This window comes from Pseudomonas sp. Mn2068, assembly GCF_049319725.1.
GTDB lineage: Bacteria > Pseudomonadota > Gammaproteobacteria > Pseudomonadales > Pseudomonadaceae > Aquipseudomonas > Aquipseudomonas gingeri.
In genome coordinates this window covers 143,932-156,527 of the sequence record NZ_JBMOUG010000007.1, presented here as the reverse complement: position 1 = coordinate 156,527, position 12,596 = coordinate 143,932, and the positions used below count along the sequence as shown (strand labels likewise).

The following is a 12,596-nucleotide window of genomic DNA, read 5'->3' as shown; positions in this document are numbered from 1 at the left end:
GGCACCGCTATATATAGTGGCAACAAGGTGAGGTCAAGCGCGGGGTTCTGCGCGACCGGCACTCATGGCCTGGAAAAAAGGCTCGGTTCGGCTTGCACCAAAGCAAAGCGTGGGACCCGTTCGCCGTCAACCTCGACCGACTCCAGGAACATGCTCAAAGGGCGCACCCAGAAGCCGTAATCGTCATACAGTGCTTGGTAGAACACCACTTCCTCTTCGGTCTCGGAATGCCGTGCCACGCTGAAAACGCGGTACTGCGGTCCCTTGTAGTGCTGATAGAGCCCAGGCTGCAATTTCATATATCGGCCCTCTTACAAAATAAAATAAAAAAATTTTCAGAAAAACAAAAACCGGGGCACTAGGCCCCGGCTTCCATCGACGAAACGCTTAGACGCGTTCGAAGACGGTGGCAATGCCCTGGCCGAGGCCGATGCACATGGTGGAAACCCCGAGGGTCCCGCCATTCTGCTTCATCACGTTGAGCAAGGTGCCGGAAATCCGCGCACCGGAACAACCGAACGGGTGGCCCAGAGCAATGGCGCCGCCGTGCAGGTTAACCTTCTCGTTCATCTTGTCGAGCACTTTCAGATCCTTCAGCACCGGCAGGGCCTGTGCGGCGAAGGCTTCGTTGAGCTCGAAGAAGTCGATATCGGAGATTGCCAGGCCTGCGCGCTTCAGCGCTTTCTGGGTGGCCGGTACCGGACCATAACCCATGATCGCCGGGTCCACACCTGCCACCGCCATCGAGCGGATCACCGCCAGGGGCTGGATGCCGAGGTCCTGGGCACGCTGCGCCGACATCACGATCATGCACGAGGCACCATCGGTGATCTGCGACGAAGTACCCGCCGTCACGGTACCGCCCTTGGGGTTGAATGCCGGCTTCAAGGCCGCCAGGCTTTCCAGGGTGGTTTCCGGACGAATGGTTTCATCGTAGTCGAAGACTTTCAGGAAACCGTTCTCGTCATAACCCTGCATCGGGATGATTTCGTCCTTGAACTTGCCTTCCACGGTCGCCTTGTGGGCGAGCTGGTGGGAGCGCACGCCAAAGGCATCCTGCTGCTCACGGGTGATGCCGTGCATCTTGCCGAGCATCTCGGCGGTCAGGCCCATCATGCCCGAGGCTTTCGCCGCGTACAGCGACATGTGCGGGTTCGGATCGACACCGTGCATCATGCCGACATGGCCCATATGCTCGACGCCGCCGACGACGAAGACGTCACCATTGCCGGTCATGATCGCCTGGGCGGCGGTGTGCAGCGCGCTCATCGACGAGCCGCACAGGCGGCTGACGGTCTGGCCGGCCGCGGTGTGAGGGATCTGGGTCATCAGCGACGCCATGCGCGCGATGTTCCAGCCCTGCTCCAGGGTCTGGTTCACGCAGCCCCAGATCACGTCCTCGACTTCGTTCGGGTCGACCTTGACGTTGCGTTCCAGCAGCTTGCTGATCAGGTGCGCCGACATGTCCTCGGCACGGGTATTGCGGTGCATGCCGCCCTTGGAGCGGCCCATCGGAGTACGACCGAAGTCGACAATCACGACGTCTCTAGGATTCAAGCTCATATAGTTCACTCTCGCTCTAGTGTGGGCGCTTAACCGAAGAACCGCTGGCCATTCTTGGCCATCTCACGCAGCTTCGCGGTCGGGTGGTACAGCGCGCCCAGATCGGCGTACTGGTCAGCCAGGGCAACGAACTCGGCCACACCGATAGAATCGATGTAACGCAGCGCACCGCCACGGAAGGGAGGGAAACCGATGCCGTAGACCAGACCCATGTCGGCTTCGGCGGCGGTTTCGACAATACCGTCTTCCAGGCAACGCACGGTTTCCAGGCACAGCGGGATCATCATCCAGTTGATGATGTCCTCGTCGGTCACCTCACGCTGTTCGTAGATGATCGGCTTGAGCACTTCCAGCACCGAGGAATCGGCGACTTTCTTCTGCTTGCCGCGCTTGTCGGTCTCGTAGGCGTAGAAGCCCTTGCCATTCTTCTGGCCCAGGCGCTTGGCTTCGTACAAGGCGTCGACAGCCGAACGACGGTCATCCTTCATGCGGTCCGGGAAACCCTCGGCCATCACGTCACGGCCATGGTGGCCGGTGTCGATGCCGACCACGTCCATCAGGTACGCCGGGCCCATCGGCCAGCCGAACTTCTCCATGATCTTGTCGATACGGACGAAGTCCACACCGGCGCTGACCAGCTTGGCGAAACCACCGAAGTACGGGAACAGGATGCGGTTGACCAGGAAGCCCGGGCAGTCGTTGACCACGATCGGGTTCTTGCCCATTTTCTTGGCGTACGCCACGGTAGTCGCTACCGCTTGCTCGCTGGACTTCTCGCCACGGATCACTTCCACCAGCGGCATCATGTGCACCGGGTTGAAGAAGTGCATGCCGACGAAGTTTTCCGGACGCTTGAGGGCCTTGGCCAGCAGGCTGATGGAAATGGTCGAGGTGTTGGAAGCGAGGATCGCATCTTCCTTGACCTGGGCTTCCACTTCCGCCAGTACCGCCTGCTTGACCTTCGGATTCTCGACCACGGCCTCGACCACCAGGTCGACATGACCGAAGTCACCGTAGGACAGGGTCGGACGAATGCCGTTGAGCACTTCGGCCATCTTCGCCGCGGTCATCCGGCCCTTGTCGACACGACCGACCAACAGCTTGGCGGCTTCGGCCAGCCCCTGCTCGATACCGTGCTCGTTGATGTCCTTCATCAGGATCGGCGTGCCCTTGGACGCCGACTGATAGGCGATACCGCCGCCCATGATACCAGCGCCCAGTACGGCGGCCTGTTTCACGTCCTTGGCGATTTCGTCGTAGGCCTTGGCCTTTTTCTTCAGCTCCTGGTCATTCAGGAACAGGCCGATCAGGCTTTGTGCAGCCGAGGTCTTGGCCAGTTTCACGAAGCCGGCGGCTTCGATTTCCAGGGCCTTGTCACGACCGAAGTTGGCGGCTTTCTGGATGGTCTTGATCGCTTCGACCGGGGCCGGGTAGTTCGGACCGGCCTGACCGGCGACAAAACCCTTGGCGGTTTCGAACGCCATCATCTGTTCGATGGCGTTGAGCTTGAGCTTGTCCAACTTGGGTTGGCGCTTGGCCTTGTGATCGATCTCGCCGGAAATGGCGCGCTTGATCAGTTCCAGAGCGGCTTCCTGGAGTTTTTCCGGAGCGACCACGGCATCGACGGCGCCGACTTTCAAGGCATCTTCGGCACGGTTTTCCTTACCGGCGGCGATCCACTCGATGGCGTTGTCCGCACCGATCAGGCGCGGCAGGCGCACGGTGCCGCCAAAGCCCGGGTAGATCCCCAGCTTGACTTCCGGCAGGCCGATCTTGGCGCTGGCGGACATGACGCGGAAGTCCGCGGCCAGGCACATTTCCAGACCGCCACCCAGGGCGATGCCATTGATCGCGGCAACGGTCGGCACGGCCAGGTCTTCGAAATCGCTGAAAATCTTGTTGGCTTCGAGGTTGCCCGCCACGAGCTCGGCATCCGGCAACTTGAAGTTGTCGACAAATTCGGTGATGTCGGCGCCGACGATGAACACGTCCTTGCCGCTGCTGACAATCACACCCTTGACCGAGGCATCGGCCTTGATGGTGTCTACCGCCTGACGCAATTCGTTCAGGGTTAGACGGTTGAACTTGTTGACGGACTCACCCTTGAGATCGAACTTCAGTTCGACGATGCCACTTTCAAGAGCCTTAACCGTGATGGCTTTACCTTCGTAAATCATCAACTGATCTCCACGATATGGAAGCTGAACAGTACACGTCGGACGCTAACTTCTGGCCCGGCATTGACCTCATCGTCACTGCTACGCCAAGCCGCCAGGCACACCCGCCGACGCGATAGTCGGGATTCTGTAAGAGCCGTCTGATCAGACAAACGCTCAATTCATACGCCCGTTTGATTTGGGTGTGGATACCTTCACGGAATTCGAGGCAATTGTCAATTGCCGAAAACGCCCCTGAAAATGCGACTTTCCAGTCATTTCCCAGGCGCCCGGACGCTCCAGCAGCCGGCCTGATGGCGCTTCATTCATGAAATCAATAACAAACGAAGTGACCGAGTCAGACGGAAATACAGGAATAGACCTACCAGACCCCAAGAAACAGCCTAGTGGAAAATAGGGACGCTTTTTATGAAGACAAGGCGTAAGCTCGGCAACACAGATTGACCGGCCTGCCTGGCCAACCCCAGCCCGATGTTGCCTGTCGGGCTTTTTATTGGCTGTTTTTCCAGTCGTCGGCCGGCGCCGTTGCAGCCCGGCCCGCCTGCCTCAGGCCAGTGCCTTGAGCACCCCGGCGATGGCCTGCAGCACCTGCACTTCGCCACGTTCGCCCCAGTAGAGCGCGATCATCTGCCTATCCGCCTCGACCTTGAACACATTGGCCGGCAATGTCCTGAAATGAACCAGCAGGGATTCGTCCTCCAGCACTTCGCGCCACTGGTTGACCCAGATCCCGGGCTCGGTCTGCCAGTAGCTCCAGCAAGCCGGTTCCTTGCCACGACGGGGCCGGTGATACTGTGCACAGGGGCTGGGCGGCTCCTGCGGCAGCCAGTGCGGCCACTCCTGGGGCGCCAGTTGCATGCCCAGGCCGATGCGGCGCGCCTCCATGCGCAGGGCCATCTGACCGCTCTGGCGGCGCGAGGGACGCAACCACGCCAGAGGGCTGAGGACCACTGCCAGGATTGACACCACTATCCAGACCGTCATATCTCTACTCCCCGAACATTATTCATGAGCGATTGGGTCACTGCCGAACCAATCAGCTTGAAACGAGCCATACTTACAGCAATTGCGATCCTCAGGAGGTGCCTTCATGCCCTACCACCACATTCTGGTTGCCGTCGACCTGACGGAAGAATGCGACCCGGTCATTCATCGCGCACGCGAACTGTCGGTCAGCAACAGCGCCAAACTGTCCCTGGTGCATATCGTCGAGCCCATGGCCATGGCCTTCGGCGGCGATGTGCCGATGGATCTGTCCCAACTGCAGCAGCAACAGTTCGACCAGGCCAAGGAGCGCCTGGAGCGGCTGATCCTCAAGTATCCCGAACTGTCGCGAGACACCAGTCACCTGACCTACGGCCAACCCCGCCAGGAAATCCATCACCTGGCCAAGGAACAGGCCTGTGACCTGATCGTGGTCGGCAGCCACGGCCGCCATGGCCTGGCCCTGCTACTCGGCTCCACCGCCAATGACGTGCTGCACGGCGCGCCGTGCGACGTCCTCGCGGTCCGCCTGCAAAGCAAGAGCTGATCATCAAAAAGCCCGGCACGAAGCCGGGCTTTTTGATTGCAAGTCGATCAATCAGGCATCCAGCTCGGCCCAACGCTCGACCATCACCTCCAGTTCAGCCTGGAGTTTTTCCAACCGGGCGATCACTGCTGCCGTTTCCGCTGCGGGGCGCTGATAGAAACCGGTTTCGGCCATCTCCGCCTCGACAGCAGCGATCTGCTGCTCCTTGGCATCGATCTCGCCCGGCAGGGCTTCCAGCTCGCGCTGCAGCTTGTAGCTGAGCTTCTTCTTCGCGGCCGGAGCTTCGGCCGGGGCGGCCGCCGGTGCCGGCGCAGCGGTGACGACCGCCGAATTCAGCTCGGCCTTGCCCGATTTGTTCTCGGTCACGCCCAGCAGGCGTGGCGAGCCACCCTGGCGCAGCCAGTCCTGATAACCACCGACGTATTCGCGGACCTTGCCTTCGCCTTCGAAGACCAGGGTGCTGGTCACCACGTTATCGAGGAATGCCCGGTCGTGGCTGACCATCAGCACGGTGCCCTTGAAGGTCAACAGCACTTCTTCCAGCAGCTCGAGGGTTTCCACGTCGAGGTCGTTGGTCGGTTCGTCGAGCACCAGCAGGTTCGCCGGCTTGCTGAACAGCTTGGCCAGCAGCAGGCGCGCGCGCTCGCCACCGGACAGGGCCTTGACCGGCGTCCGCGCACGCTGCGGGCTGAACAGGAAGTCGCCGAGGTAGCTGAGCACGTGACGGCTCTGACCATCGATATCGATAAAGTCGCGGCCTTCGGCGACGTTGTCGATCACGGTCTTTTCCAGGTCCAGCTGATGACGCAACTGGTCGAAGTAGGCCACGTCGATGCGGGTGCCCTCTTCCACCTTGCCGCTGGTCGGCACCAGGCCGCTGAGCATCAGCTTCAACAGGGTGGTCTTGCCGGTGCCGTTGGCCCCCAGCAGGCCGATCCGGTCGCCGCGCTGCAGGACCATGGAGAAATCCTTGATCAGGAACGGGCCGCCCGGGTGGGCAAAGCTGACATTGTCGAGGACCATGACCTGCTTGCCGGACTTGTCGGCGGTATCCAGCTGGATATTCGCCTTGCCGGTACGCTCGCGACGTTCACTACGCTCCACGCGCAAGGCCTTCAATGCCCGCACACGGCCTTCGTTACGGGTACGCCGGGCCTTGATGCCCTGGCGAATCCAGACCTCTTCCTGGGCCAGGCGCTTGTCGAACAGTGCGTTGGCGGTCTCTTCAGCGGCCAGGGCCGCTTCCTTGTGCACCAGGAAGCTGGCGTAGTCGCCGTTCCAGTCGATCAGGCCGCCGCGATCCAGTTCGAGGATACGGGTCGCCAGGTTCTGCAGGAAAGAACGGTCGTGGGTGATGAACAGCACGGCGCCCTGGAAATCCTTCAGGGCCTCTTCCAGCCAGGCGATCGCACCGATGTCCAGGTGGTTGGTCGGCTCGTCGAGCAGCAGCAGGTCCGGTTCGGACACCAGCGCCTGGGCCAGCAGCACGCGACGACGCCAGCCGCCGGACAACTCGGCGAGGGTCTTGTCGGCCGGCAGCTGCAGGCGGCTCAGGGTGCTGTCGACCAGCGTCTGCAAACGCCAGCCGTCACGGGCCTCGAGGTCGTGCTGGACATGCATCAGCTTGTCCAGATCGGCATCGGTGACGATGTTCTGGCTCAGGTGGTGATACTGCGCGAGCAACTCGCCGACGCCGTCCAGGCCCTGGGCCACGACATCGAATACGGTCCGCTCGTCGGCCACCGGCAGCTCTTGCGGCAATTCGCCGATCTTGAGCCCGGGCGCACGCCAGACGGAGCCGTCATCGGGCTTCTGATCGCCCTTGACCAGCTTCAACATGCTGGACTTGCCTGTGCCGTTGCGGCCGATGATGCACACCCGCTCACCACGGGCGATCTGCCAGGACACCTTGTCCAACAACGGCATGGCGCCGAAAGCAAGGGACACATCGCTGAATTTGAGCAGGGTCATGAGCTTCTCCAAAAACCGGGCGCGCATTCTACCTGACTTGAGCCCCGAGGCGGCCGCGATTTTTGCCAATGCCCCGGCCAAGATGACATTTAGTATCAAGTTGCGTACAGCGCCCGGCAAAACTTTCGCCCGCCGCCGGCAAAAGGCTAAGCTACCCGACAATCAGTGTCGGTCCTGCCGGCACTTGCCCGTTTTTTTTGCTCGGAAGTCTCATGCGCAGCCGTCTTTTCAATTTTTTATCGTGTCTGCTTCTTTCCACCTGCGCCGTTCAAGCTGCACAGGCCGTCGACCTCGCCCAGCAACGCCAACTCTACGATGAAGCCAAGCGCGCCCTGGCCAAGGGTGACTCCGGCCCCTACTTCCAGTATCAGGACACGTTGCAGACCTATCCGCTGGAACCGTACCTGGCCTACGACGAGCTGACCGCCCGGCTGAAAACCGCCAGCAACGCCGAGATCGAGAAGTTCCTCGCCGAACACGGCGACCTGCCCCAGGCCAACTGGATGAAGCTGCGCTGGTTGCGCTGGCTGGCCGAACGTGGCGACTGGGCCCCCTTCGTCAAGTACTACGACCCGAAACTGAATTTCACCGAACTGGACTGCCTCAACGGCCAGTACCAGCTCAGCCACAACCTGCGTGCCGAAGGCTACGCCACGGCGGAAAAACTCTGGTTGACCGGCAAGACCCAGCCAGCCGCCTGCGACGCGCTGTTCGACCGCTGGGCGACGGAAGGCCAACTGACCGAGCAAAAACGCTGGCAACGCGTCAAGCTGGCCGCCGAAGCCCGCAACTACGGACTTGCCAGCGCCCTGGTCAAGGGCCTGAGCACCCTCGGCCCGCAAGGTCGAATGATGATCGAGGTGGCGCAGAAACCCGACCTGCTGAGCCAGCCTTCACGCTTCGTGCCGGCCGACGAAGCCATGTCCGACGTGGTCGGCCTGGGCCTGCGCCGCCTCGCCCGCCAGGACCCGGACAAGGCAATGGCCCTGCTCGACGGCTATGCCACCAGCATGCACTTCTCCCGTGACGAAAAGGTTTCGATCGCCCGCGAGGTCGGCCTGACCCTGGCGCGCCGCTACGACAGCCGCGCCCTCGAGATCATGACCCAGTACGACCCGGAGCTGCGTGACAACACCGTCACCGAGTGGCGCCTGCGCCTGCTGCTGCGCCTGGGGCGCTGGGAAGATGCCTACCAACTGACCCGCAGGCTGCCCCAGGACCTGGCGACGACCAATCGCTGGCGCTACTGGCAGGCCCGCAGCCTGGAACTGGCGCAACCGCAGAATCCACAGGCACTGGTGCTGTTGAAGAATGTCGCCCGTGAACGCGACTTCTACGGCTTTCTCGCCGCCGATCGCTCGCAGACCGCCTACCAGTTGACCAACCGCCCGCTGGTACTCAGCCAGCAGCTGATCAACAAGGTCCGCAATACGCCAGGCGTGCGCCGGGCGCTGGAACTGCATGACCGCGGCCAGATCGTCGACGGTCGCCGCGAGTGGTACCACGTCAGCCGGATGTTCAACCGTGACGAAATGGTCGCCCAGGCCAGGCTGGCCTACGACTTGAAGTGGTACTTCCCGGCGATTCGCACCATCAGCCAGGCGCAGTACTGGGACGACTTGGATATCCGCTTCCCGATGGCCCACCGCGATACGCTGGTACGCGAAGCCAAGCTGCGCGGCTTGCATTCGAGCTGGGTGTTTGCCATTACCCGTCAGGAAAGTGCCTTCATGGACGATGCCCGCTCCAGCGTCGGCGCCACCGGCCTGATGCAACTGATGCCCGGCACCGCCAAGGAAACCGCGCGCAAGTTCAGCATCCCGCTGGCATCGCCCCAGCAGGTGCTGGATCCGGACAAGAACGTGCAACTGGGTGCCGCCTACCTGAGCCAGGTCCATGGCCAGTTCAACGGTAACCGCGTACTCGCCACCGCCGCCTACAACGCCGGCCCGGGTCGGGTCAGGCAGTGGCTCAAGGGCGCGAACCACCTGAGTTTCGACGTCTGGGTGGAAAGCATCCCGTTCGACGAGACCCGGCAATACGTGCAGAACGTGCTGTCGTACTCGGTGATCTACGGCCAGAAGCTCAACGCACCGCAGCCGCTGGTTGACTGGAACGAGCGGTTTTTCGACGATCAATAATCAGGGACCTACAGGAAGCTCCCCACAGGACCCGCGCCGAACCCTGAACAGGTGTCCGCGCGTGCCCCGTGGGAGCTGGCTTGCCGGCGAAGAGGCCGGCAAGGCTGGCACCGCCTGATCGACCGCTATCGTCGGCAAGCCGGCGCCCACCGTTCACTTCATTATTCGAGAACGGTCACCGGCATCCCCACCTCGAGCCGCCCCTGGCCGTCATTGACCAGGTTCTGCCCGAACATCACATCCCCATCCTGCTCGCGGTAGGTCTTGAGCGTCGTCAACGGTTCCCGGTCGGCGCTACGCTCCCCCGACTGCGGGTCAATGGTGGTCAGGATGCAGCGCGAGCACGGCTTGACCACGCGAAACTCGACGTCACCGATACGAATGCGCTTCCACTGATCCTCGGCAAACGCCGTGCTGCCTTCGATCACCAGGTTGGGACGAAAACGCAGCATCTCCAGAGGCCGTCCGACCTTATGGGAAAGGTCTTCCAGCGAGGCCTGGCCGATCAGCAGCAGCGGGAAACCATCGGCAAACGCCACACGATCATCATCCCTGCCGTAGCCCGGCTGGGTGATCCGCGCCCGCTCCAGCGGTACATGCACCAGGCGCACCGGCTTGCCGATAAACCCGCTGAGCCAGGCCGCCGCTTCATCGCCAGCATCGGGCACCCGCAAGGTGTCGCTCCAGATGGTCACGCCACGCAACGACTGGTCGGCCGGCGGCAGTGCCACGTCCAGCGCCGAACGGCCCGGCGCGCTCAGGGTCATGCCACCCGCGGCATTCCACAGAGCGGACAACTGGCTCATGCCTGCGACGGCACGCTGGGTCAGGAAACGTCCGTTGGCTTCGTCCACCACCATCCAGCGTCGATCCCCGCTCAACCCCAACTCGTCGAGCGAGCTGTGCTGCAGGGATTCGCCCTTGCCGGACTTCAATGGGTAACGATACAGCGCGCTCAGACGCAACATGTCCAACTCCCGTAGAGGTAAAACCCCGATTCTACAGGAGGGTGGACCAGCGCAACACCGAGCGGCCGGCCAAACAGCGGCCTATGGCAGCCAACCGTACGGGATCAGGCTTCATCCAGCAGCAGACGCTGGCGCACCACATCCACCAGTTTGTCTGGCTGGAACTTGGACAGGAAGTTGTCGCAGCCAACCTTCTTAACCATGGCATCGTTGAAGCTTCCGGACAGCGAAGTATGCAGCACCACATACAGACCGCGCAGGCGCGGGTCGTTGCGAATCTCGGTGGTCAGGCGGTAGCCGTCCATCTCCGGCATTTCCGCATCGGTAAAGACCATCAGCAGCTTGTCGGTCATCACCGCGCCGGCATCGGCCCAGCCCTTGAGCATGTTCAAGGCCTTCAGGCCATCGCTGGCGATATGCATCTTCACCCCCAACTGGCCCAGGGTATCGCGCAGCTGCGACAAGGCCACGTTGGAGTCGTCGACCAGCAGCACCTCGCGGCCCCGCGCACGCTCCATCACCGGGTCATCGAGTTTTTCACGGGACACCTTGGCGTTGTACGGAACGATCTCCGCCAGGACTTTCTCGACATCGATGATTTCCACCAACTGGTCGTCGACCTTGCTGATGGCGGTCAGGTAGTGCTGGCGGCCGGCACTGGTCGGCGGCGGCAGAATCGCCTCCCAGTTCATGTTGACGATGCGATCCACGCCACCGACCAGGAAGGCCTGCACCGAACGGTTGTATTCGGTCACGATAATGGTGCTGTTGGGGCCCGGTACCAGGGGACGCATGCCGATCGCCTGGGACAGGTCGATCACCGGCAGGGTCTGCCCCCGCAGATTGACCACACCGCAGACAAACGGATGGCGCTGCGGCATCAGGGTCAGCTTGGGCAGTTGCAGGACTTCCTGAACCTTGAACACGTTGATCGCGAACAGCTGGCGACCGGCCAGGCGAAACATGAGAATCTCCAGACGATTCTCACCCACCAGTTGCGTACGTTGGTCTACCGTGTCGAGAATGCCGGCCATCAATCACTCCTGGGGCGCTGATACAAAAAGACTACATTGAGAGAGTTATCGGCCGGACCCGCCAGACCTTGACCCTCCGACAAAATGCCATGCAAAACGTTTGATGTCACATTAACATCATGCTTTACTGGACTCATCGCCTTGACTCGACACAATTCCCTCCCGGCGCGACCACAAATTGCTCCTTTGGTTCCCCTCCATAGGGGAATCCCCTAGTAACAATCAGGCCCAACCTGATATTCGCGATATCCAATAGCCATTAATGTGACGCCATTCTCATTGCATGAATGGAGTCAGGCTTTTGCTTTCGATCGCGGGACGGTGGCCAGAAAGCCAGGCAAGGCGCCTCACAAATCTTGTGGAAGCGCTCTGGAACGGCCCTTTTGAACGATCTCTGCAAGCGTCGGGACTCTTTTTCCTGAAGATGAGCGCGCGCAACCCAAGAATGTTGCGCAATCAATCAAGACTGAAACAATCGGAAACAGACTACAGACATCCTCTGTTGGCCGACATTAACTTAACGCCGTTCGCCAAGCGCGACGTTCTATCGCCTGCCGATGTTTTCATGGAGATAAAGCATGCTGAACGGTAAAGAGTGGCAGACGAGTCTGCCGGAATTCCTCGTCGAGGCTGGAACCCTGCAGGCGAAAATGCAGGAGTGCTGCCAGCACCTGGGCCTGATCCGCAACGATCGGGATGCGATCGACTGCCTGCTCGCCGCGCTGCACAAGCTGGCCGGCCGCGCCGATGTGCTTGGCGTACGCTGCATGGCCGACTTCTGCCGGCATATCCACGGCGTGCTGAGCCATGCTCCCGAACAGCTCAACCTGCACAATGACGCCTTGCAGGCGCTGCAGGACTGCCTGACCCTGCTGGCATGGCAACTGGAACTGATCGATCCCCGTACGGGCCAGTTGAGCCTCGACGACAGCGAACAGGCCGAACTGATCGCGGCCCTGGCGGCACAGACCGACCTGTCCGGAACCCAGTTCACCGAGCCGAAAGCCTTCGCACTGATCACCTTTCCCGGACAATCCGTTTGAACAGCAGCACTCTCGCCCATGCATTTACATTAGCTATTTCCAATAGTTAAACGCGTCTTACGCCTCCCTCATAGTCAAAACCGACACGACCAACTAACGAGCAACTTCCCGGTTTCAGACTGGGTTTTTTAGTGCGCGAAGAATAACTAGCGTACACATGACAAAGTG

The 12,596-nt window shown here is 61.2% G+C and carries 10 protein-coding genes; 3 read left to right on the top strand and 7 right to left on the bottom strand.

The genetic code is table 11. The features are described from left to right. Nucleotides 1-62 precede the first annotated feature (62 nt). From ACL9RJ_RS17645 to ACL9RJ_RS17630, 4 genes are all read right to left on the bottom strand, one after another. On the bottom strand, nt 63-299 hold the full coding sequence (locus ACL9RJ_RS17645) for a DUF1653 domain-containing protein (RefSeq protein ID WP_017129594.1): 237 nt from the start codon (nt 297-299) through the stop codon (nt 63-65). 88 nt (nt 300-387) lie between these two features. Next, on the bottom strand, nt 388-1,563 hold the full coding sequence (fadA, locus tag ACL9RJ_RS17640; RefSeq protein WP_040063197.1) for an acetyl-CoA C-acyltransferase FadA: 1,176 nt from the start codon (nt 1,561-1,563) through the stop codon (nt 388-390). A 29-nt stretch (nt 1,564-1,592) separates the two neighbouring features. Next, a complete protein-coding gene (gene fadB, locus ACL9RJ_RS17635) occupies nt 1,593-3,740 on the bottom strand; it encodes a fatty acid oxidation complex subunit alpha FadB (RefSeq protein ID WP_017129596.1) in 2,148 nt (715 codons plus the stop codon). Nucleotides 3,741-4,286: 546 nt separating this feature from the next. Continuing rightward, nucleotides 4,287-4,724 carry a hypothetical protein gene (locus tag ACL9RJ_RS17630; RefSeq protein WP_042937144.1) on the bottom strand — a complete coding sequence of 146 codons (438 nt, stop codon included), beginning with the start codon at nt 4,722-4,724 and terminating at the stop codon, nt 4,287-4,289. Nucleotides 4,725-4,830: 106 nt separating this feature from the next. On the opposite strand from ACL9RJ_RS17630, the gene ACL9RJ_RS17625 reads away from it, so the two are divergent. Next, a complete protein-coding gene (locus ACL9RJ_RS17625) occupies nt 4,831-5,271 on the top strand; it encodes a universal stress protein (protein ID WP_017129598.1) in 441 nt (146 codons plus the stop codon). A 51-nt stretch (nt 5,272-5,322) separates the two neighbouring features. Here the strand turns inward: ACL9RJ_RS17625 and ACL9RJ_RS17620 are convergent, their stop codons facing one another. Beyond that, nucleotides 5,323-7,242 (bottom strand): ATP-binding cassette domain-containing protein, encoded by a 1,920-nt coding sequence (locus ACL9RJ_RS17620; protein ID WP_177107583.1) that lies wholly within the window; start codon nt 7,240-7,242, stop codon nt 5,323-5,325. Between the two features lie 212 nt (nt 7,243-7,454). Here ACL9RJ_RS17620 and ACL9RJ_RS17615 point away from each other — a divergent pair, with 212 nt between their 5' ends. After that, a complete protein-coding gene (locus tag ACL9RJ_RS17615) occupies nt 7,455-9,383 on the top strand; it encodes a transglycosylase SLT domain-containing protein (RefSeq protein ID WP_017129600.1) in 1,929 nt (642 codons plus the stop codon). Nucleotides 9,384-9,544: 161 nt separating this feature from the next. Here the strand turns inward: ACL9RJ_RS17615 and ACL9RJ_RS17610 are convergent, their stop codons facing one another. Both ACL9RJ_RS17610 and ACL9RJ_RS17605 read right to left on the bottom strand, forming a co-directional pair. Further along, nucleotides 9,545-10,351 carry an MOSC domain-containing protein gene (locus ACL9RJ_RS17610; RefSeq protein ID WP_422765509.1) on the bottom strand — a complete coding sequence of 269 codons (807 nt, stop codon included), beginning with the start codon at nt 10,349-10,351 and terminating at the stop codon, nt 9,545-9,547. 104 nt (nt 10,352-10,455) lie between these two features. Next, the gene (locus ACL9RJ_RS17605) at nt 10,456-11,385 is read right to left on the bottom strand and encodes a chemotaxis protein CheV (RefSeq protein WP_017129602.1); all 930 of its coding nucleotides are present in this window, start codon (nt 11,383-11,385) and stop codon (nt 10,456-10,458) included. Nucleotides 11,386-11,963: 578 nt separating this feature from the next. Between ACL9RJ_RS17605 and ACL9RJ_RS17600 the strand changes: the two genes are divergently transcribed. Then, complete coding sequence (locus ACL9RJ_RS17600; protein WP_177086567.1) at nt 11,964-12,428, top strand: Hpt domain-containing protein; 465 nt, start codon at nt 11,964-11,966, stop codon at nt 12,426-12,428. The last annotated feature ends 168 nt before the right edge of the window (nt 12,429-12,596 follow it).